The following is a 19,882-nucleotide window of genomic DNA, read 5'->3' as shown; positions in this document are numbered from 1 at the left end:
GTTACGTTCCGGCGGCCACCTGAAGGGCCGGCCCGGACGGTGGCAGCGATGTTGCGGGCAGCGATGGCGGCGCCACCGGAAGCAGGGCGGTGCCGGCGCTCACCGTGTCTGCGGACATCTCCCACACCCTGCGCAGGGCGCAGAACTTCCACCAGTGATGCTTGAGCACGTCCGGATTGGCCCGCATCGGGCGGACCTCTGTCTCGCCAATGGCAACCGCCAGCAGCACCGGGGAATCGCCGTGCTTCCAGGGCTCCCACTCCCCCGCGACGGGATCGACCAGGCTTTCCTCGGCCTTCATCCCGGCCACCAGTTGCATGACTACCTTGTCATCCAGCGGCTTGACGGTGCCGTCCCGGGACGTGCCTTTGGTCTTGTAGTCGATGATGCAGGTCCGGCCATTGATCGTGGCTACAAGGTCAAGCGTGCCTGCGTAGCCGACGGCTTTGTTCCAAACGGTGACTTCCGGGGCAACGGGTTCCACGCCAAAGAGCTCCCACCATTCGTCAAAGCGCGCTGCAAAGGCTTCCTCGCCGTTTGCTGCCAGGGCCTCGCGCATTTCCTTCATCTGGTGCGGCCGGCCCATGGCCCTGAGCGCAACCTGTTCGCAGTAGTTGTGTACGCGGTCACCGCGCTTCGCTGCGTCATCACGGTAGGTCTCGGCGGCCTTCGCGGCCCGGCTGACCGCCTGACGGACCTTGGCAGGGCTGCCAAGGATGCCGGGGAGCAGCGGATCGCTGGCCAGGCTGTTCGCCCCCATGTAGCCGAACCACCCGTCAAGGCCGTGCGGCTGCTGCCCTATGACCGTAGTGATGGACGGTACAGAGAATGAGTCGGAGGTGGAGCGCGCATACATCCGCCCGTATTCCGTGGCGTGGGCAAGGAGTGGATCAGTCATGCAAACACTCTTTCATGTAGGTCTGACAGGAATATGTGGCCGGAAAAGCGAAATGGCCCGTCCCGCTGTCTCAGCGGAACGGGCCATTCATTGGTGGGCGATACTGGGTTCGAACCAGTGACCTCTTCGGTGTGAACGAAGCGCGCTACCACTGCGCCAATCGCCCCAATGCCATTGAATGCTAGCCCACCCCGGCGGCATTTGGAAATCGGCCCTTTCGGCGCCGGTCCGGACCGGTCCGCAGCCGGCCGACCGACCGCCGTCGGGCGTTCCCCGACAGGCACGGCCACCCCAACAGCCGCCGGAACAACTGAGCGGAATTACATCCCTGTAATTAGCAAAATCCCCTAGATTTCAAGGAAAGCGGGGCCTTCGTGGCCGCGCGCACTGCCCCGATTTGTAGATTCACTGAACCTCCTATAGAGTTCTTACTCGTTGGAACGCGAGGAAATGCCGAATGCGGCACGGAAATGCTGACAATATTGCGGACGTAGCTCAGCTGGTAGAGCACCACCTTGCCAAGGTGGATGTCGCGAGTTCGAATCTCGTCGTCCGCTCGCAGGACACTGTCACAGCAAGGTTCCTTGGAATCCTGGCTTACACGGTGGGTTGGCCGAGAGGCGAGGCAGCGGCCTGCAAAGCCGTATACACGGGTTCGAATCCCGTACCCACCTCGGTGAAAACCTTGGTTTCCGGTTTACCCCGGAGAACATTTTGGGCGATTGGCGCAGCGGTAGCGCGCTTCCCTGACACGGAAGAGGTCACTGGTTCGATCCCAGTATCGCCCACCAGAGCAAGGCAACTTGCTTGTTGTTGAACGGCCGGTCCAACCGGCACGTGCTTCATGTGCGGACGTAGCTCAGCTGGTAGAGCACCACCTTGCCAAGGTGGATGTCGCGAGTTCGAATCTCGTCGTCCGCTCTCTTTTCTTTAATCACGCAGCATGGATCGGCGAAGCCGGTCTTCCCCGCCGGATTCTTCCGGACGCGGGCGATTGGCGCAGCGGTAGCGCGCTTCCCTGACACGGAAGAGGTCACTGGTTCGATCCCAGTATCGCCCACCACAGCAGCTCTCCGGAGCTGCTTTTTTATTGCCCGGATACCTCACCGGAACCCCCGACAGGGCACCAAGCCTCTAGACAAGGCGGTGGACTTGCCCGTGGCCCTGCCCTTGGCCCACCCAGGGTCACGGGCTAGGATCGAAGGCGGAGGAGCGATCTGGCTCCACGACAGAAGGGAGGTGCCCGTGGGAATTCTTGACGATCTGAAGGGCAAGGCTCAGCGACTGGTTGGTGGCAACGAACAGGCCATCAAGGACGGCATCGACAAAGCCGGTGATTTCATCGACTCAAAGACCGGCGGAAAGTACGCCGACAAAATCGATACCGTCCAGCAGGGCGCAGCCGGCCTCGTGGACAAGGTCGACCCGAAGCCGGACACGGCTCCGACGGCCGATGAACCTCCCGTCGCCGGTGAGCCACCTGTAGCCGGGGAACCCCGGCAGCAGGGCCTCTAAACCAAGGAACGTCAGCGAGGTGCCGGTCCCGCCGTGAGGCGGCGCCGGCACCTTTGGCGTTTAACGGCTAGGACGGTTCGTGGTTCTGGCCTTCGCGCGCCAGCGCCGTGAGGCGGGACACGGCCCGGTAGTACTTCTTGGTGTAGCCGCCGGTCATCATCTCGTCCGTGAAGAGCTGATCAAACGGGACCCCGCTGGCCAGGATGGGCACGTCCTTGTCGTAGAGCCTGTCCGCCAGCACCACGAACCGGAGGGCCACGGCCTGTTCGGTAATGGTTTCCACATCACGCCACACCACACCCTCGATGCCTGCCAGGAGCTGCCGGTAACGGCTCGGGTGGACGCCGGCAAGGTGGTTGATAAGGGTCCTGAAATCGTCCCGGGCCACGGTCTTGCCGTGGAATTCCGCCTGCATGTGGTGCGTCAGGTCTTCGTTCTTCAGCGGAGCCGGGGCCGCCGGGAGTCCGCGGTGGCGGAAGTCCTCGCCGTCGATCCTGACGACGTCGAACTGGTCGGCCAGAACCTGGATCTCGCGCTGGAAGTCCACCGCGGCGAACCGTCCGTCGCCGAGCGACCCGGGGAGGGTGTTCGACGTCGCGGCGAGCTTCACGCCGGCGTCCGCCAGTTCCCGCATCAGCCGGGACATCAGGACGGTGTCGCCCGGATCGTCGAGTTCAAATTCATCGATGCACACCAGCTTGTAGTGGCTGAGCGCCTCCACGGTCTTGCGGAAGGAGAGGGCGCCCACCAGGTTGGTGTATTCGACGAATGTGCCGAAGGCCTTGGGCCCCGGCGTCGCGTGCCAGAGCGAGGCCAACAGGTGGGTTTTGCCGACGCCGAACCCGCCGTCGAGGTAGATGCCCGCGCGGGAATTGTCCTTCTTCGCAAAAAACTTCTTGAAAAGACCTGAGCTGCCGTTGGCGCCGACACCTGCCGCAAAGGACTCCAGCGCGGTCACCGCCCCTGCCTGGCTGGGCTGCGAGGAGTCCGGCCGGTAGCTCGCGAAGGAAACTTCTCCGAAGCGCGACGAAGGATAGAAGCCCTTCAGGAGTTCATCCACGGAAACCGCCGGTGTCCGCGCGGAGAGCTGTTCGATCTGTACCAAGGTGGTCCGTTCTGCTGGTCTCGTGTCCCCAGAAAGGATACCGGCAATGGCGTGCTGGCTTCATAGGACAGTAGCGCCACGTGACGAAGGCCATATTTCCCTCTGTGAACGCAGGGACGCAATAGCGCCGGGCCGTGGCTAGTGTTGGAACTGGCCCGCCCGCAACGCGTATGTCCCGCGGCGGGCCCCCTGACCGTTTCAGTGAAAGGCCATCCCAATGTCCTACCCCGTTGAACAGAACGAAAAGTTCGCCGAGTACGCGAACCCGGAACGCCTTGTGTCCACCGAATGGCTCGCAGAGGCCATCGAAAACGGCGCCGTCGCCGACGGAAAGCTCGTGCTGGTTGAGTCCGATGAGGATGTCCTGCTGTACGAAACCGGCCACATCCCTGGTGCCGTTAAGATCGACTGGCACACAGACCTGAACGACGAGGTCACCCGCGACTACGTGGACGGCAAGGCGTTCGCGGCCCTTACAGTGGCCAAAGGCATTTCCCGGGACTCCACCGTGGTGATTTACGGCGACAAGTCCAACTGGTGGGCCGCCTACGCCCTGTGGGTCTTCACCCTCTTCGGCCACGAGGACGTCCGGCTGCTCGACGGCGGCCGCGACAAGTGGATCGCCGAAGGGCACAAGCTGACCACCGACGTGCCTCAGCCTGCGCCCGGCGATTACCCTGTCATCGAACGTAACGATGCCCCCATCCGTGCGTTCAAGGAGGACGTGCTGGCGCACTTCGGCAAGCCGCTGATCGATGTCCGCTCCCCTGAGGAATACACCGGGCAGCGCACCCACATGCCGGCCTATCCCGAGGAAGGCGCCCTGCGCGGCGGCCACATCCCCACGGCTGCGTCGATCCCCTGGGCACGCGCGGCGGCCGGCGACGGCACGTACCGCAACCGCGGCGAGCTGGAGGCCCTCTACCTCGGCGAGGCCGGCCTGAAGGAAGGCGACGACGTCGTGGCGTACTGCCGTATCGGTGAGCGTTCCAGCCACACCTGGTTCGCCCTGAAGTACCTGCTGGGCTTCGACACCGTGCGCAACTACGACGGTTCCTGGACCGAGTGGGGCAACGCCGTGCGCGTGCCCATCGCCAAGGGAACCGAGCGCGGCGCGGTACCGGCGTAAACTGGACTTGATGAATACCCAAGACCTTCCCGCCGCGCTGGCGGAAATAGTTGACGACTTCCAGGCCCTCACCGAACCCGAGCGGCTGCAACTGCTGCTGGAATTCTCCCAGGGACTCCCTGAGCTTCCGGACCGGTTGAAGGACCACCCGGAACTGCTTGAGCAGGTTGTCGAGTGCCAGTCACCGCTGTTCCTGACCATTGAGACGGAAAAGCACGACGCCGGCAATCCGGACAGCGTGCGGCTCTACTTCAAGGCGCCGCCCGAAGCACCCACCACCCGGGGCTTCGCAGGTGTCCTTCATGAAGGCCTCGACGGGCTCACGGCACCGGAGATCCTCGCGGTCCCGGATGACATGCCCGAGCTCCTGGGGCTCACCCGCGCCATCACTCCCCTGCGCATGCGCGGAATGACAGCCATGCTGGGACGCATCAAGCGCAAGGTAGCGGCCTCCGCCGCGCCGAAGGATTAGCCGGAACGCGCCGGTCCCGGATGGCACGCAAACAGGCTTCGCAGGGAACGCCGGCTACAGCAGCACTCGCTGCGGCCGGCGTTCCTTTCGTGCTGCACCCGTACAGCCATGATCCCTCGACGGCCAGCTACGGCCTGGAAGCCGCCGAAGTGCTGGGGATCGATCCTGCCAGGGTCTTCAAGACGCTGATGGTGGACGTCGACGGCAGGCTCGCGGTGGGGATCGTCCCGGTCAGCGGCAGCCTGGACCTCAAAGCGATGGCGGCCGCCCTCGGCGGAAAGAAAGCCGGCATGGCGGACCCGGCCACGGCGCAGCGCAGGACCGGCTACGTCCTGGGCGGCATCTCACCGCTGGGCCAGCGCCAGCCATCCCCCGCTGTCCTGGATGAAAGCGCGGCAAGCCTGGACACCATCCTGGTGTCCGGCGGACGGCGCGGACTGGACATTGAGCTCGACCCGGCGGACCTGATCCGGCTTACCGGCGCCGTTACCGCCCGCATCGGAACCGGTCAGAAAGCTAGTCCGGACCGTTAGCGGCGGCATCGGACGAACCGGCGCCGCGTTCCCGGTACTGACCGGGAGCCGAGCCGGGATTGTTCCTGGGCGCCAGCTGTCGCCGCAACCAGGCGGTCACCAGCCCTTCCCACCGTTCCGGATCAACGTTCCATTCCTTCGTGTGCCGCGCGTCCTGGAAGGTCTCGAAAGTGACCATCTCGGGGTTCTTCTCGGCAATGCTGGCCGACGGGCCGTACGGCACATACTCATCGTCCACGCTGTGCAGGATCAGGGTGGGCGTCCGGAGCTCCACAGCCCGGGATACCCAGTCCATTGACTTCAGGTCCACGGGTGCGGCCAGCCCTGTCAGGCGGCGGCCCAGCGGATGGCTCATCATCAGCTGCCCGTAACGGCCCACCGCCGACGGGATGCGGTTCAGCTCCGCATGGTGCGCCAGGACGTTGACCCAGTCCACCACCGGCGCGTCGAGCACCATGGCGCGGATCAGGTGGTGGTGGCGTGACAGGTCAGCCGTCTGCAGGCAGATCGCGCCGCCCATGGACCAGCCAAACAGCACCACGTCCCGTGCGCCGTTGGCCACCGCGAAGCTGATCGCCGCCTCGACGTCGCGCCATTCGGTGGAGCCCAGGCCGTAGCGTCCGTCCGGTGCTGACGGCGCCAGGCCGTCGTTGCGGTAGGAGATCACCAGGCTGGTCATGCCCACTTCCTGCGCCGGGCGCAGGGCCCGCAGGCATTCCAGCCGGGTGGCACCGCGCCCGTGCACCATAATGGCCCAGATGTCCGACGACGGTGCCCCCCGCACCAGCCATGCGGGCGCGGTTCCGCCGTCGACGTCGATCTGAACGTCCTCAGCAGACAGCCCGATCGAAGCGGCGTCGGGGTAGGCGGACCCGCTCCAATAGCCGCGGCGGGCAGTGGTGAGGTCCCCCGAGTAGACAGCCTCCACTTCGCGGAGGACGGTGCGTTCGGCGGGTGAATACGACAGGATCCGGCCGATCCGCGCATGCCCGCGGCCGCCGTCGAAAAACAGTCCGTAGACGCCCTCCACGGTGGCATCGTCGGTGGCGGCAAGAATAATCTGCAGGCTGCCGGCATCCCGGATGACGGCCAGCACTTCCTGGTTCTCGTCCCGGACCCGCACCGGCGTGATCACCCGCCTGGCGAAGTAGAGCGCAAGGGCCGAGGACCCGGCACCGAGCAGGCCGGCCGCCGCACCGCCGGCGATGGCGCCGCCCACCGCCCATTTGGCGCTCGTGGACATGCGGGCTTCTGTGGTGCCTTGGACGCCGGCTGCAGCCGCCGGCCGGTTCACCTGCGTGGCCGGGCGCGGCCGCGGAATGGATGCCATGATCCATTCTTACTGCAGCATGCCGTCCGGACATATTCGGGCGCACGCCGGTCCGGACGAAATTCGTGCGGGGAGGGCGGGCCGGGACTAGGCTGGGGGCATGAGCGATCCAATCGTCATTCTGACAGAAGAGCCGCTGGGTGCGGACGACCGAGTCAATATCGAACGCCTGGTGGACGGCGGTGACGCGCCCCTCGTGGTGCTGGTGCCGGCCAACACCGAACGGCACCTGCTGGTGGACTTCCTCGAAAACCTGTCCTTGCTGGACGTCGCCAAGGCATTCCGCGAGCTGACCTCCCATGCGCCGGATCCTGCCACCGAACGCGCAGCTGCCGCCGAAACCCTGGCTGTTTCGCTCAACGCACTGGCAGGGCTGGGCAGCGGTGTCACCGGCGAGGTGGTGGGCGGCGGCGCCGTGCAGGGCCTGGTGGCCAAGGTCAAGGAACTCGGTGCGGGGCAGGCCGTGGTCATCACGCGCCCGCACGCCATCGCGGACACCTTCCACACGGACTGGGCCAACAAAGCCCAGGACCAGTTGGGGCTGCCAGTGCTGCACCTGTATGCCGGGTCGGGATTTATCGGGGACTCTTGAGCGTTGTTCAGGCTATGAGCATCTTTAGCAATAGGCCAAAAGTCACGCCGGTCCCATCGCCGGTCGCAGCCCCCGGCACCGGGTCCACCGCCGCAGACGCCGCTCTGCCGGTGGAAAAGTCGGACGCGGAATGGCGCCAGGAACTTACTCCGGAGGAGTACCGCGTTCTCCGGCAGGCGGGAACCGAGCGGCCCTACACGGGTGAGTACTGGGATTCGCACACCGCCGGCGTCTACCAGTGCCGTGCCTGCGGCGCGGAACTGTTCACGAGCAGCGAAAAGTTCGATTCGCACTGTGGCTGGCCGTCATTCTGGGCGCCGCTTGCAGACGGCACCGTCCGTTACATCCATGACCGCACCGTGGGCATGGACCGCGTTGAAGTCCGCTGCGCAAGCTGCGATTCCCACTTGGGCCACGTGTTCGAAGGCGAGGGCTACGGCACTCCCACCGACCAGCGCTTCTGCATTAACTCTGTTTCACTGAAGCTGGTTTCCACGGACGACGCCGCAAAATAGTCCGTCCCGCCCCGCCCCGATCGCGCGGCGCCCGGATCGGCAGCCCCGGCCCCCGCTACACCTGGGGCGGGGTTGCCGGCCCATTTGAACCAGTCTTTCTTATGCTCGAGCCAATTTTGCATTAGGAGATCTGATTGCTTGCTACGCTCGCCGTAGAAGCTCCAAGCAACCAGAAAGGCGATCGCCGACGATGACCACGACCGCTATCACCGCAGCCGCCCCGCTCACCGAAAACCACCCGGAGTGGGTGCGCCTCAAGGCCGCCGCAACGGCAATCCAGTCGCTCCAGGCCCAGGACGGCTCCGTGCCGGACGCCGCCGACCACCGCGCCGCCGCCATGCATGCCAGCACCATCTGCGCCGCGGTGGAATCCCTGGCCCCCGCGTTCCCGCACGATGCCCGGTACCTCGAACTTCTGGTCAGGGATTTCGGCCGGTGGTCCGCGGGCGGCTTCGGAGTGCCCGACTTCCTGGATTCACTGCTTGCGTTCCAGCCGCAGCAGCACCGCATCAACGGGCTTCAGCACCTGGTGGTGTTCCCCATGTACACGCAGAACGGCAGCAGCAGCCGCCTGGTGGAGGCCGTCCTGATCGAGGTCATCTGGCCCGAGTTCATTGCCGGCCTCGAGGAGGGCGAATACTCCAACAAGCTCTTCGTCCCCATCCGCTTTGTGGACTTCACCCCGGGCTACAACACCAACTCAGCCGTGCTGTTCCCGGAAACCGTCGCGGTCCGGGAAACCCCCACGTTCACCTGGGGCGCCATCTTCGCCGACCGCGAAGCAGCACGCTTCCGCCGGGTCCTCGGGGCCGCGGCTGACATCACCCGCCTGGAGCTCCCTGCCGAAGCCGCCGAACTCCTGGAGAACCAGGAACTCACCCAGCAAACCTTCGTGATGTGGGACCTGATCCATGACCGCACCCACATGCGCGGGGACCTTCCCTTCGACCCGTTCATGATCAAACAGCGCATGCCCTTCTTCCTGTACTCCCTGGAAGAGCTCCGCTGCGACCTGACCGCTTTCCGCGAATCGGTAAGGATCGAGAAGGACGAGGACGCCGACCCCGAGGCACGCCGCCACGCCAAGCTGGTGCAGTACGCCGTCATCTTCGACCGGATCTTCCGCTTCGCCATCACCGGCAGCAGGGTCCGCAACTACGACGGCCTCGGCGGCCAGCTGCTTTTCGCCTGGATGCACCAGCACCGCGTCCTTCACTGGACCGACAGCAAGCTCAGCATCGACTGGGACGAAGTTGCCGACGTCGTGATTCAACTCGGCGCACGGATCGAGGAGCTGTACTGGCGCTCGATCGACCGGCCCAAGACGGCCCATTGGCTGGCCGCCTACGACCTCATTTCGGGCACCGTCACACCCAACCCGTCCTCCGTCTGGGCCAAAGGCCCGGCCGCCCTTCCCCTGGACGGACCCCCGCGCGGCCTGACCGACCAGGTGCTTGACGACGAATTCCCGCTGTCCATGTTCTACGAGGCACTCGAGAAGAAGATGCGCCCCGTTATTGAGTCCACGGCCGGCATCACCGGAACGTCCGGCACCGGAGCGGCGAACGCCGGGGCCGCAACACTGGCCATGAACGCCGGATGAGCGTTGCACGAGCTCTGACCGTGGTGGTCACGGGCGGCAGCGGGCCGTCCGGGATCGCCACGGCACGTGCCCTGCGCGAAGCCGGCCACACGGTCTTCACGGTCGGCTCGGACGGTCCCCGGATCGGGGCCGCCGCCGCCGAAGCGGGCGACGGCGTCACTCCCCTCGTCTGCGACCTCGCCAGCCTGGCCGACGTCAGGGCCCTGCATGCCTCGATTTCCGGCACGGCCGGAAGGGTCGACGGCGTCATCCACCTGGTGGGCGGCTGGCGCGGCGCCCAAGGCATCACGGACCAGAGCGACGACGACTGGGACTTCCTGGAACGGAGCGCCATTACAACGCTCCGGAACGTGACCCGGGTGTTCTACGACGACCTCGCGGCGTCGGACTCCGGCCGTTTTGCCATGGCGTCCTCCACGGCCGTCGGGACGCCGACGGCGGCCGGCGCGAGCTACGTTGCCGCCAAGGCTGCTGCCGAAGCCTGGACCCTGGCAGTGGCGGAGGGCTTCAGCAGGGAATCGCACAGCGCCGCCGTCATTTTCGTGGTGAAGGGCCTCGTGGACGCAAGCATGCGCGCCAAATCTCCCGGACGCAGCTTCCCCGGCTTTACCGATGTGGACGAGCTGGCGGCAGCCGCCGTCGGGCTCTTCACCACCCCCGCGGCGGAACTGAACGGCCAGCGGCTGCTGCTTAGCCGTTAACCGCGGACATCCCTAGACTGAAAGCGTGACCAAAGCGATGACAACCACAGTTGAAACTGCCCCTGCCGGCAACGCGGCACGGCTCCATGACCCCGCCATCCGGGGTTTTGCCTCCGACAACTACTCAGGCGTCCACCCCGAAGTCCTGGCGGCCCTGGCCGCGGCGAACGAGGGCCACCAGGTCTCCTACGGTGAAGACGACTACACGGCGCGGCTGCAGGTGCTGATGGAACAGCACTTCGGCGCCGGGATCGAGTGCTTCCCCGTCTTCAACGGAACGGGGGCGAACGTCCTGTCGCTGCAGTCGCTGCTCCCCCGCTGGGGCGCGGTGATCTGCGCGTCCACGGCGCACATCAACATGGACGAGAACGGCGCGCCTGAACGCATCGGCGGCATCAAGCTCCTGCAGGTACCCGCCCCGGACGGCAAGCTGACGCCGGAACTGATCGACCGTGAGGCCTGGGGCTGGGGCGATGAACACCGCGCACAGCCGCTCGCCGTTTCCATCACCCAGACCACCGAGCTGGGCACGTGCTACACCCCGGAAGAGGTCCGCGCGATCGCCGACCACGTCCATGCCAAGGGCATGAAACTGCACATGGACGGTGCGCGGCTGGCAAACGCCGCCGCCCACCTTGACGTTCCGCTGCGGGCGTTCACCCGCGACGCCGGCGTGGACATCCTCTCATTCGGCGGCACCAAGAACGGGCTGCTGTACGGCGAGGTAGTGGTGGCGCTGAACCCCGAGGCCGCGCACGGCCTGCTGTTCCTACGCAAGATGAATATGCAACTGGCCTCCAAAATGCGGTTCATGTCCGCCCAGTTCATCGCGCTGCTCGAGGGAGACCTGTGGCTGCGGTCGGCCAGGCACGCCAATGCGATGGCTTCGCGGCTGCGCGCCGCGGTGGACGGGATCGACGGCGTCGAGCCCACCCAGAGGACGGAATCCAACGGCGTCTTCGCCATCCTTCCCGAGGGCATCGCGGACCGCCTACGGCAGTCGTTCCGCTTCTACGACTGGAACGAGGCTGCCCGGGAAGTCCGCTGGATGTGCTCCTTCGACACCAGCGAAGAGGACGTGGATTCCTTCGTCGCCGCCATCAAGCGGGAGCTGGCAGCTGGTTGAGCAGGCGCCCGGGGCGGCGAGCCTGCAGGGATCGGCGCCACAATTTGCGTAACCTGCGAAGGTGAACGCACTCGCCCAGGTTCCTGCGGAGTTCCTTACCGCGTTGGGAACCCTTCGAAAAGCCCGGTGCCGCAGTGAGCTGCACCTGGACGAGATCCCGGCGCCCTCAAGGCTGGCACCGTTCGCTGTGGCCCTCGGCGCCGAGGTCATGGGGACTGTCCCGGGACCGGCGCAGGCCGCCGTACACGGACCCGTTTCCGCCGGGCTGGTCCGGGCCGCCGGAACACTTGACGACGACGCCGAGGAACTCGCCACCGGCCGGTTTATCCTCCTGTACGATCCTGACGGCTCGGCGGTGTGGGACGGGGAGTTCAGGATCGTGACCTACATCCGCGCCCAGCTGGAGCCGGAAATGGGGAATGATGAAATGCTTGGATCAGTGGCCTGGACCTGGCTCGTTGAGGCGCTGGAGAACCACAAGGCCCCCTACCGTGCGGCCGGCGGAACGGCCACGAGGGTGCTGTCCGAGAGCTTCGGCACCCTTTCTGACAGGCCCGAATCCATCGACATCGAGCTGCGGGCCTCCTGGACGCCGGCGGGACCGGACATCCAGTCGCACTTGGAGGCGTGGTCGGACATGGTCTGCACATTTGCGGGCCTTCCACCGCTGCCGGAGGGCGTATCCGCCCTGCCCCGAAGGCGGCGCAACTGACCATGGCTGACCACGGCGGGGCGCCCTCCGGCGCGATGTCGGTAAACTGAAGGCATCATGACCCCTCAAAATCCGGAACACACCACAGCCGGCGTCCCGGCTGCTGACATTACTCCCCACATCACGGTGGACGGCTTCGACAGCCTGGTCCCCGAGGTCATCGACCTGGACTCCCCCCGGGACGGAGTGCCGCTCGTCATTGAAACTCCCGCCGGACTGGAACGCTGCGCCGCCGCCATTGCCGCCGGAACCGGCCCGGCCGGCGTGGACGCGGAGCGCGCTTCGGGCTTCCGTTACGGGCAACGGGCATTCCTGGTCCAGATCCGGCGCGAAGGCTCCGGCACCTGGCTCATCGATCCCGAACCGTTCGGGGACCTGCAGATCATCAACGACGCCCTCGAGGGCGTCGAATGGATCCTGCACGCTGCAAGCCAGGATCTCCCCTGCCTGTCCGAGCTGGGCATGTGGCCGCACAAGCTTTTCGACACCGAACTGGCCGCGCGGCTCGCGGGGCTGCCGCGGGTGGGACTGGCGGCCGTCATCGAGCAGCTGCTTGGCTTCGGCCTGGCCAAGGAACATTCCGCCGCCGACTGGTCCACCCGCCCGCTCCCCGAACCCTGGCTGCGGTATGCGGCCCTGGACGTCGAGGTCCTCACGGAGCTGCGCGAAGAACTCATCGAACTGCTTCAGGGCGACGGGAAGCTTGAATACGCCGAGCAGGAGTTCGCGGCCATCCTCGCTGCCGGCCTTGCCCCGCCCCGCGTGGACCCGTGGCGGAAAACCTCCGGACTGCACCAGATCCGGGACCGCCGGCAGCTGGCAGCGGTCCGGGAACTGTGGCTGGAGCGGGATTCGCTGGCCCAAAAGCGCGATGTGGCCCCCGGCCGCCTCATCCCCGACTCATCGCTCGTGGCAGCCGCCAAAGCCATGCCTTCGACCGTTCCCCAGCTTCTGGGGACCAAGGGCTTCCATGGCCGTGCCGCCCAGCGTGAGGCTCCGCGCTGGCTCCGCTGCATCGCCACGGCCAGGACCATGGAGGACCTCCCGCCGCTGCACCTTCCCACCAATGCCCCGCCGCCGCCCAGGGTATGGGCCGACCGGGATCCGGCCGCGGCCGAAAGGCTCGCGACTGCCCGGCCGCTACTGCAGGACAAGGCCGACGAACTGAACCTCCCGGTCGAAAACCTGCTCACACCGGACTTCCTGCGCCGCGTGGCCTGGCGGCCGCCTGCGGAACTCAGCGAGGAGGCGATTGCCGAAGAGCTCAGCGAACTCGGCGCACGCCCGTGGCAGATTGAGCTCACCGCGCCCCTGATCACGTCCGCGTTCCTGAATCCTCAACCGCTTCCACCCAAGGAGCCGAAGGCCGCCCCGGCGGCGGCTCCCGCCGCCGGCAGCTAACTCCGGTATTCCGCAGGCCCGCCCGTGGGCCGGAACATCGAGGCGCTGGAACATCGAGGCGTTGGAACATCGAGGCGTTGGACGTCGGGACCGCGGAATGCCGAAGTCCACAAGGGTTCTTGCCAGCTAAGTTACTCACGAGTAACATTGGGATCAATGTCGCCCGGAACATAGCTGCCACTTGCATGCGTCCGGCACCAATGTCTCGATGAGGAGTACCACGTGAGCGAACACCCGAGCAACGGACAAAACAGAAGCGAAAATCACAGCAGCGGAAGCCCCCGCACCGTCCGCGACGTCGTTTTTGTCGACGGTGTCCGCACCCCCTTCGGCCGCGCGGGGGAAAAAGGCATCTACGCCGGAACCCGCGCCGATGACCTCGTGGTCAAATGCATCCGCGAACTCATGCGCCGCAACCCCTCGCTCCCCGCGGACCGCATCGACGAAGTGGCCGTGGCCGCCACCACCCAGACTGGCGACCAGGGCCTCACCATCGGCCGCACCGCAGCGCTGCTGGCCGGGCTCCCCCGAACGGTTCCGGGATTTGCCGTGGACCGCATGTGCGCAGGTGCGATGACCGCAGTGACCACCACGGCCAGCGGCATCGCCTTCGGGGCGTACGACGTCGTCATTGCCGGCGGAGTGGAACACATGGGGAACCACCCGATGGGCGAGGGCTCCGACCCCAATCCCCGGTTCATGTCCGAACGGCTCGTGGACCCGGCCGCGCTCAACATGGGAAACACGGCGGAGAACCTCCACGACCGCTTCCCGGCCATCACCAAGGACCGCACGGACGCCTACGCGGTGGCGTCCCAGGACAAGCTGGCGGCCGCCTATGGGAAGGGCCGGATCCAGCCTGACCTGGTGCCGGTGGCCACCATGAAGCCGGGCCAGGGGTGGACGGTCAATACCGTGGACGAACCGCCCCGCCCGGGCACGTCCCGTGAGGATCTAGCCGCGCTGCGCACGCCCTTCCGCCCGCACGGCCGGGTCACCGCCGGCAACGCTGCGGGATTGAACGACGGCGCCACCGCAGCCCTGCTCGCCTCCGCCGATGCCGCCGCGGAACTGGGCCTCCCGGTGAAAATGCGCCTGGTCAGCTATGCCTTTGCCGGCGTGGAGCCTGAAGTCATGGGCATCGGTCCGGTCCCGGCCACGGAGAAGGCACTGAAGAACGCCGGCCTGGGCATCGCGGACATCGGGCTGTTTGAAATCAACGAGGCGTTCGCCGTCCAGGTGCTGAGCTTCCTGGACCACTTCGGCATCGCCGACGACGATCCCCGCGTCAACCGCTACGGCGGCGCGATCGCCGTCGGCCACCCGCTGGCGTCTTCCGGCGTGCGGCTGATGAACCAGTTGGCGCGGCAGTTCGAAGAGGACCCCACGGTCCGGTACGGCATCACCACCATGTGCATCGGCCTGGGTATGGGCGCCACCGTCATCTGGGAGAACCCGCACCACAGCGACTACAGCGGCGCCGCATGGCCCCCGCCCGGCAACGCCGCCACAAACCAAACTGCCACGACCGAAACCGAAGGAGCCGCAGCATGAGCGCCGCAGATTTCCGCAAGCTTGCCGATCTCTTCCCCGATGAGACGGTCACCCATTCCTACGTGCAGGACATCCAGCTACCCGCCACAGGCGGGAAGACCAGTGGTGGGAAGCCCAGTGCGGGAACCTTCGCACTCATCACCCTGGACAACGGCCTGGACCACTCCAAGCCCACCACCCTGGGCCCGAACACCCTGGTGGAGCTGGGCGCGGTCCTCGAAGGGCTCAAGGACCGCGCGGTCCGCGGCGAGATCGTGGGCGTCGGTGTGACCGGCAAGCCCTACTTCCTGGTGGCCGGCGCGGACCTGTCCGCCGTCAAGTCCCTCAACAACCGGGACCACGGCCTCTGGATGGCCCAGCTCGGCCACGACGTCTACGCCACCCTGGCCAACCTGGGAGTCCCCAGCTTCGCTTTCATCAACGGCGTGGCTTTGGGCGGCGGCCTGGAGATCGCCCTGCAGTCCACGTACCGCACGGTATCCACCGGCGCCGGCGCGCTGGCCCTTCCCGAAGCCTTCATCGGCCTGGTTCCCGGCTGGGGCGGCGTCTACGTCCTGCCGCGCCTGGTCGGACCGGAGAACGCCGTCAAGGTGATGATCCAGAATCCGCTCAGCAACAACCGGACGCTCACCGGCCCGGAGGCCTTCGGCCTCGGCATTGCAGACGCCATGTTTGAACCCGCCGACTTCGTGGAGCAGTCCCTCGCCTGGGCTGCCGGGGTCATCTCCGGCGAAATCACCCCGGAGCGGCCCAACGCCGTCGAGCCTTCCGATCCTGCAGTTGCCGGACGCTGGGAGAAGGCCCTTACGGCCGGGCGGGCCTTTGTGGAGTCCAAGACGTCCAATGCCTCCCCCGCGCCCGCCAAGGTGCTGGACATCATGGAAGCCAACCGGACCATGAGCCAGGCGGAATCAGCAGCGCTCGAGTGCGAGACACTGGCCGGACTCATGCAGACCGACGAGTTCCGCTCCACGGTGTACGCGTTCCTGGACCTCGTGCAGAAGCGCACCAAGCGCCCGGCCGGCGCTCCGGACCGCAAGCTGGCCCGGCCCGTCACCAAAGTGGGCGTGGTGGGTGCCGGGTTGATGGCCAGCCAACTGGCCCTGCTCTTCGCCCGGCAGCTCAAGGTGCCCGTGGTCATGACGGACATCGACCAGACGCGCGTGGACAAGGGCGTGGGCTACGTCCATGCCGAAGTGGACAAGCTGCTGGCCAAAAAGCGGATCAGTGCCGACGCCGCCAACCGCACCAGGGCCCTGGTCACGGGCTCTGTTTCGAAGGACGCGTTCGCCGATGCCGACTTCGTCATCGAGGCCGTCTTTGAGGAGCTGAACGTCAAGAAGCAGGTATTCGCCGAGGTGGAGGCCATTGTCTCCCCCGAGTGCATCCTGGCCACTAACACGTCCTCATTGTCCGTGACGGCCATGGCTGAAGACCTGGAGCACCCGGAGCGTCTGGTGGGCTTCCACTTCTTCAACCCCGTGGCCGTGATGCCGCTGCTGGAGATCGTCCGCGCCCCGAAGACCGACGACGCCGTGCTGGCCACCGCGTTTGAGCTCGCCAAGGGACTCAAGAAGTCCGCCGTTCTGGTCAAGGACGCGGCGGCGTTTGTGGTCAACCGCATCCTGCTGCGGCTCATGGGCGAAGTGACGGCCGCGTTCGATGAAGGGACTCCGGCCGAGGTGGCGGACAATGCGCTGCGGCCCATGGGCCTGCCGATGACGCCGTTCACCCTGGGCGCGATGGTGGGCCTGCCGGTGGCCCAGCACGTCCAGGAATCCCTGCATGCCGCGTTCGGGGACCGGTTTACGGTCTCGCAGAACCTGCAGAAACTGATCGACAACGGTGTGAAGTCCCTGTGGTCGCCGGAGAACGGCCCGGACGGACGGCCGTTCATCCCGGCCGAAACGCTGGCGCTGCTCTCCTTCGGCACTTCCCCGTCCACGGGCGAGGAAGTGCTGCGCCGCACACAGGACGCGCTGGCCGAGGAGATCGGGCTCATGCTGGCCGAGGGCGTGGTGGCCGGACCGGAGGACATCGATCTGTGCATGATCCTTGGCGCCGGCTGGCCGATGTTCCTGGGCGGCATCACGCCGTATCTGGACCGGGTGGGCGCCTCCGAACGGGTCAACGGCAAGCGGTTCCTGGCTCCCGGCGTGGCCTCCGCGGGGGTACCGGCCTAGCATCACGCGACCGCGCGCCACCCAACCGCAAACCGGCCGCCGCCGTCCGCACGCCTTAACAGTGCGGACGGCGGCGCACTGTTAAGGCGCACTGCTGAGGCGCACCGCTGAGGCGCACTGCTGGGCTGGCCGCTGGACTCCCGCCGGGGTCAGGCTTCCCGCAGCCGGCCGCCACTGAGGCACAGGATGTGGTCGGCAGTGGCCCGGGCAAACGCGAGGTCGTGGGTGACCATCACTACCGCCGCTCCGCGTGCAACTGCCGCGTCCATAACTTGGCACAGCCTGGCCAGGCCATGGCGGTCGAGCCCCACCGTGGGCTCATCCAAGGCCATGAGGTCCGGTTCGCGTGCCACGACTGTGGCGAGTGCCAGGAGCCGCTGCGCCGACGCCGGCAGCTCATGCGGATGCGTCTCCAGCTCCTCACCGAGTCCGACGGAAGCCAGTGCGGCCCGCGCCTTCGCGTCCGTCTGAAGCCCGAACTTCCGGTCGAGGCCAAAAAGCACTTCCCGCAGCACAGTCCGTTCGAACAGCTGGTCCCGCGGGTGCTGGAAGAGCAGGCCCACCTGGTCCGCCGCTTTTCCCGTGGGGATGCCACTGATGTCGGTACCGCTGACCTGCACCGATCCCCGGTCCGGCCGGAGCAGGCCGTTGAAGTGCCGCAGGAGGGTTGATTTGCCGGCGCCGTTGGGACCCGTCACGGCCACAACCGTCCCCGGCCTGACCGCCAGGTTGAGTTCATGCAGGACGTCCGCCCCTTTCCCCTTCCGCCGGGCCGGGAAACTGAAGGTGACCCGGTCCAGCTCCAGGACCGCAGTGCCGGTTCCGGAGCTCACTCCGGTTTGGACAGCTTCAGACTGACGGATAGCAGCCGAGCGGCACACCCCGGCCCCGTAGCCGGCCGGGCCAGGAAGCACGACGCCGGAACCCAGCAGTTCCCGGCCGCCTGCCAGTTCGGCGGGCGTGCCGCGGCCGGTGACAGTTCCGCCGTCGAGCACCAGCCAGCGGGAGGCCTCGAAGGCGAGCGGGTCCGCGGCCTGGCTCAGAACAATGACCGCAGTGCCGGACTCCACCAGCGCCCGGACGAGCGTCCGCACAGACGCCGCGCCGGCTTCATCGAGCGACGCCAGCGGCTCATCCAGCACCAGCACGCCGGGGCGGGTAATGGCGCAACAGGCCACGGCGAGGCGCCGCAGCTCCCCGCCGGACAGGGTGGCGGGGTCGCGTTCCAGCAGTGCGGAGAGCCCGGCGGCTTCGGCGGCGGCCGCCACGTCCCGGTGCATCCGGTCCCTGGGCACTCCGCGGTTTTCGAGGCCGAATGCCAGCTCCTCGGCCACCGTGGAGCCAACCGTGGACAACAGCGCGGCTGCGTCCTGCGGAACGTAGCCCACATGATGGGACCAGAGCGCGGGATTGATCCGGGGGTCGTCCGGGCTTCCGGAGAAGACCAGCGGTCCGGGGTCCCGCCCAGGCGCGGTTCTGGCCGCGGCGCCAAGGTGCAGGCTGCCTTTGAACAGCCCTGAATTCGCGCCGGACAGCCAGCCCGCCAGCAGCCGGCCGAGCGTTGACTTTCCGCTGCCGGAGCCCCCGAGAACGGCGGTGAGCGTGCCGGGTTCCGCGGTGATGTCCGCGTCATGCAGTACGGGCGCTGCCGCGCCGTGGTACGCGAATTCCGCGATCCGGGCGTGCAGCAGCGGTTGCGTCCTCATGCCGGGACCCCGCCGGGCCATTGCATTTCGGGCCAGTGTCCGGAAATCCGCAGCCCGACGGCTGCGACGGCGGCCAGCAGGGCAACTGCCCGGACGCCGCGCTGGGCAGCCGAGTCGGGCACGTCCCGGTAGCTGGTCCGCGCCCTGGTGCCGTTGAATCCGCGGGAGTCGAGCGCCTGCGCCCGGTCTCCTGCGTCCTGGATGAGGGCGAGCACCAGCGGCACCATCTGCAGCCGTGCCGCAGCCAGGCGCGGCAGAAACCCGCCCCGGAGCACCAGTCCGCGCGACTCCTGGGCCTGCCTGATCCGGTCCAGCCGCGCGGCGATGGCGGGTGCCAGCGTGAGGGTGGACGCCAGGACGTAGCCGAACTGCGGCGGCACGCGGCGTGCGGCCATCACCGCAACCAGATCCGGCACCCTGACAGTGAAGGAAAAGAGCAGGAACACCAGCACACAGGCCGCCGTCCTGCTGCCCATGTCCAGGGCGAAGGAAAGCCCCTCGGCGGTGACCCGTGCCGCACCCCACTGCGCCAGGACTGTCCGCCCCTCAGGAAAGAAGAGCCCGTGCATGATCAGCAGGGAGATCCAGAAGGGGGCCAGGATCACCGCAGCGGCCGGAACCAGGCGGCCGGACACTCCGGCCCGCACGGCAAGCACGGCAGCCGCCAGGGCCACTGCGAGGGAAACTGCCCAACTGGCTGCCGCCGTCGTGATCGCCGCAGTGGCGACGGCCAACGTGAGTGCTGTCAGGGGATTCAATGCTGCACCGGGATTCAGTGCGGTGACGGTGCTCAGGCGCGCAGGCACG

18 protein-coding genes and 6 tRNA genes are annotated in these 19,882 nt (G+C 66.9%); 18 read left to right on the top strand and 6 right to left on the bottom strand.

Translation table 11 applies throughout. The features are described 5' to 3' along the window. Nucleotide 1: 1 nt before the first annotated feature. Together FCN77_RS09335 and FCN77_RS09330 are read right to left on the bottom strand one after the other, a co-directional pair. Nucleotides 2–898, bottom strand: coding sequence for a cytochrome (locus FCN77_RS09335; RefSeq protein ID WP_137322052.1), 897 nt, complete (start codon nucleotides 896–898; stop codon nucleotides 2–4). 91 nt (nucleotides 899–989) lie between these two features. Then, nucleotides 990–1,064, bottom strand: a tRNA-Val gene (locus FCN77_RS09330). A 318-nt stretch (nucleotides 1,065–1,382) separates the two neighbouring features. Here FCN77_RS09330 and FCN77_RS09325 point away from each other — a divergent pair. The 6 genes from FCN77_RS09325 (at nucleotide 1,383) to FCN77_RS09300 (ending at nucleotide 2,413) form a co-directional block, all read left to right on the top strand. Further along, nucleotides 1,383–1,455, top strand: a tRNA-Gly gene (locus tag FCN77_RS09325). Nucleotides 1,456–1,501: 46 nt separating this feature from the next. After that, nucleotides 1,502–1,572 (top strand) — tRNA-Cys (locus FCN77_RS09320). 42 nt (nucleotides 1,573–1,614) lie between these two features. Further along, nucleotides 1,615–1,689, top strand: a tRNA-Val gene (locus FCN77_RS09315). A gap of 57 nt (nucleotides 1,690–1,746) precedes the next feature. After that, nucleotides 1,747–1,819, top strand: a tRNA-Gly gene (locus FCN77_RS09310). Nucleotides 1,820–1,886: 67 nt separating this feature from the next. Then, nucleotides 1,887–1,961: transfer RNA gene (locus FCN77_RS09305), tRNA-Val, on the top strand. A gap of 182 nt (nucleotides 1,962–2,143) precedes the next feature. Beyond that, nucleotides 2,144–2,413: an antitoxin gene (locus tag FCN77_RS09300; protein ID WP_137322051.1), complete on the top strand. Its 270-nt coding sequence runs from the start codon at nucleotides 2,144–2,146 to the stop codon at nucleotides 2,411–2,413. Nucleotides 2,414–2,480: 67 nt separating this feature from the next. Here FCN77_RS09300 and zapE read toward each other — a convergent pair whose 3' ends face one another. After that, nucleotides 2,481–3,518, bottom strand: a complete 1,038-nt coding sequence (gene zapE, locus FCN77_RS09295; RefSeq protein ID WP_137322050.1) for a cell division protein ZapE — start codon at nucleotides 3,516–3,518, stop codon at nucleotides 2,481–2,483. A gap of 217 nt (nucleotides 3,519–3,735) precedes the next feature. Between zapE and FCN77_RS09290 the strand changes: the two genes are divergently transcribed. The 3 genes from FCN77_RS09290 to ybaK are packed head-to-tail and all read left to right on the top strand — an operon-like array spanning nucleotide 3,736 to nucleotide 5,652. Continuing rightward, on the top strand, nucleotides 3,736–4,647 hold the full coding sequence (locus FCN77_RS09290; RefSeq protein ID WP_137322049.1) for a sulfurtransferase: 912 nt from the start codon (nucleotides 3,736–3,738) through the stop codon (nucleotides 4,645–4,647). Nucleotides 4,648–4,657: 10 nt separating this feature from the next. Next, nucleotides 4,658–5,119 (top strand): SufE family protein, encoded by a 462-nt coding sequence (locus tag FCN77_RS09285; RefSeq protein WP_137322048.1) that lies wholly within the window; start codon nucleotides 4,658–4,660, stop codon nucleotides 5,117–5,119. A gap of 20 nt (nucleotides 5,120–5,139) precedes the next feature. After that, nucleotides 5,140–5,652: a Cys-tRNA(Pro) deacylase gene (gene ybaK, locus FCN77_RS09280; RefSeq protein ID WP_137322047.1), complete on the top strand. Its 513-nt coding sequence runs from the start codon at nucleotides 5,140–5,142 to the stop codon at nucleotides 5,650–5,652. Here ybaK and FCN77_RS09275 read toward each other — a convergent pair. After that, complete coding sequence (locus FCN77_RS09275; protein ID WP_254679007.1) at nucleotides 5,636–6,895, bottom strand: S9 family peptidase; 1,260 nt, start codon at nucleotides 6,893–6,895, stop codon at nucleotides 5,636–5,638. The genes ybaK and FCN77_RS09275 overlap by 17 nt on opposite strands. Before the next feature lie 187 nt (nucleotides 6,896–7,082). Between FCN77_RS09275 and FCN77_RS09270 the strand changes: the two genes are divergently transcribed. The 9 genes from FCN77_RS09270 (at nucleotide 7,083) to FCN77_RS09230 (ending at nucleotide 17,369) form a co-directional block, all read left to right on the top strand. After that, a complete protein-coding gene (locus FCN77_RS09270; protein WP_137322045.1) occupies nucleotides 7,083–7,574 on the top strand; it encodes a hypothetical protein in 492 nt (163 codons plus the stop codon). Nucleotides 7,575–7,588: 14 nt separating this feature from the next. Then, on the top strand, nucleotides 7,589–8,089 hold the full coding sequence (gene msrB / locus FCN77_RS09265; protein WP_254678912.1) for a peptide-methionine (R)-S-oxide reductase MsrB: 501 nt from the start codon (nucleotides 7,589–7,591) through the stop codon (nucleotides 8,087–8,089). A gap of 190 nt (nucleotides 8,090–8,279) precedes the next feature. Next, on the top strand, nucleotides 8,280–9,692 hold the full coding sequence (locus tag FCN77_RS09260) for a DUF6421 family protein (RefSeq protein ID WP_137322044.1): 1,413 nt from the start codon (nucleotides 8,280–8,282) through the stop codon (nucleotides 9,690–9,692). After that, nucleotides 9,689–10,393 carry an SDR family oxidoreductase gene (locus FCN77_RS09255; RefSeq protein ID WP_137322043.1) on the top strand — a complete coding sequence of 235 codons (705 nt, stop codon included), beginning with the start codon at nucleotides 9,689–9,691 and terminating at the stop codon, nucleotides 10,391–10,393. Before FCN77_RS09260 ends, FCN77_RS09255 begins: the two co-directional genes overlap by 4 nt. A gap of 37 nt (nucleotides 10,394–10,430) precedes the next feature. Next, nucleotides 10,431–11,519 carry a low specificity L-threonine aldolase gene (locus FCN77_RS09250; RefSeq protein WP_137324709.1) on the top strand — a complete coding sequence of 363 codons (1,089 nt, stop codon included), beginning with the start codon at nucleotides 10,431–10,433 and terminating at the stop codon, nucleotides 11,517–11,519. A gap of 61 nt (nucleotides 11,520–11,580) precedes the next feature. Then, nucleotides 11,581–12,231, top strand: coding sequence for a DUF3000 domain-containing protein (locus FCN77_RS09245; protein ID WP_137322042.1), 651 nt, complete (start codon nucleotides 11,581–11,583; stop codon nucleotides 12,229–12,231). A gap of 57 nt (nucleotides 12,232–12,288) precedes the next feature. After that, complete coding sequence (locus tag FCN77_RS09240; protein WP_137322041.1) at nucleotides 12,289–13,632, top strand: HRDC domain-containing protein; 1,344 nt, start codon at nucleotides 12,289–12,291, stop codon at nucleotides 13,630–13,632. Nucleotides 13,633–13,854: 222 nt separating this feature from the next. Beyond that, entirely contained in the window at nucleotides 13,855–15,186 is a 1,332-nt protein-coding gene (locus tag FCN77_RS09235) for an acetyl-CoA C-acyltransferase (protein WP_137322040.1), read from the top strand. Next, entirely contained in the window at nucleotides 15,183–17,369 is a 2,187-nt protein-coding gene (locus FCN77_RS09230) for a 3-hydroxyacyl-CoA dehydrogenase NAD-binding domain-containing protein (protein WP_137322039.1), read from the top strand. Before FCN77_RS09235 ends, FCN77_RS09230 begins: the two co-directional genes overlap by 4 nt. Nucleotides 17,370–17,518: 149 nt before the next feature. On the opposite strand, the gene FCN77_RS09225 is transcribed toward FCN77_RS09230, so the two are convergent. Together FCN77_RS09225 and FCN77_RS09220 are read right to left on the bottom strand one after the other, a co-directional pair. Beyond that, nucleotides 17,519–19,075: an ABC transporter ATP-binding protein gene (locus FCN77_RS09225; RefSeq protein WP_137322038.1), complete on the bottom strand. Its 1,557-nt coding sequence runs from the start codon at nucleotides 19,073–19,075 to the stop codon at nucleotides 17,519–17,521. After that, entirely contained in the window at nucleotides 19,072–19,881 is an 810-nt protein-coding gene (locus FCN77_RS09220) for an energy-coupling factor transporter transmembrane component T (protein WP_254678911.1), read from the bottom strand. Before FCN77_RS09220 ends, FCN77_RS09225 begins: the two co-directional genes overlap by 4 nt. Nucleotide 19,882 lies beyond the last annotated feature (1 nt).

Source organism: Arthrobacter sp. 24S4-2, assembly GCF_005280255.1.
Lineage (GTDB): Bacteria > Actinomycetota > Actinomycetes > Actinomycetales > Micrococcaceae > Arthrobacter.
Note: the sequence above shows the minus strand (reverse complement) of the source record. Positions and strands in the feature narration are given on the sequence as shown.

Coding starts and splice junctions, on each gene's coding strand:
- FCN77_RS09335 (WP_137322052.1), bottom strand. CDS start 898: ATGACTGATCCACTCCTTGCCCACGCCACGGAATACGGGCGGATGTAT.
- FCN77_RS09290 (WP_137322049.1), top strand. CDS start 3,736: ATGTCCTACCCCGTTGAACAGAACGAAAAGTTCGCCGAGTACGCGAAC.
- FCN77_RS09285 (WP_137322048.1), top strand. CDS start 4,658: ATGAATACCCAAGACCTTCCCGCCGCGCTGGCGGAAATAGTTGACGAC.
- ybaK (WP_137322047.1), top strand. CDS start 5,140: ATGGCACGCAAACAGGCTTCGCAGGGAACGCCGGCTACAGCAGCACTC.
- FCN77_RS09275 (WP_254679007.1), bottom strand. CDS start 6,895: ATGTCCACGAGCGCCAAATGGGCGGTGGGCGGCGCCATCGCCGGCGGT.
- FCN77_RS09270 (WP_137322045.1), top strand. CDS start 7,083: ATGAGCGATCCAATCGTCATTCTGACAGAAGAGCCGCTGGGTGCGGAC.
- msrB (WP_254678912.1), top strand. CDS start 7,589: ATGAGCATCTTTAGCAATAGGCCAAAAGTCACGCCGGTCCCATCGCCG.
- FCN77_RS09260 (WP_137322044.1), top strand. CDS start 8,280: ATGACCACGACCGCTATCACCGCAGCCGCCCCGCTCACCGAAAACCAC.
- FCN77_RS09255 (WP_137322043.1), top strand. CDS start 9,689: ATGAGCGTTGCACGAGCTCTGACCGTGGTGGTCACGGGCGGCAGCGGG.
- FCN77_RS09250 (WP_137324709.1), top strand. CDS start 10,431: ATGACAACCACAGTTGAAACTGCCCCTGCCGGCAACGCGGCACGGCTC.
- FCN77_RS09240 (WP_137322041.1), top strand. CDS start 12,289: ATGACCCCTCAAAATCCGGAACACACCACAGCCGGCGTCCCGGCTGCT.
- FCN77_RS09230 (WP_137322039.1), top strand. CDS start 15,183: ATGAGCGCCGCAGATTTCCGCAAGCTTGCCGATCTCTTCCCCGATGAG.
- FCN77_RS09225 (WP_137322038.1), bottom strand. CDS start 19,075: ATGAGGACGCAACCGCTGCTGCACGCCCGGATCGCGGAATTCGCGTAC.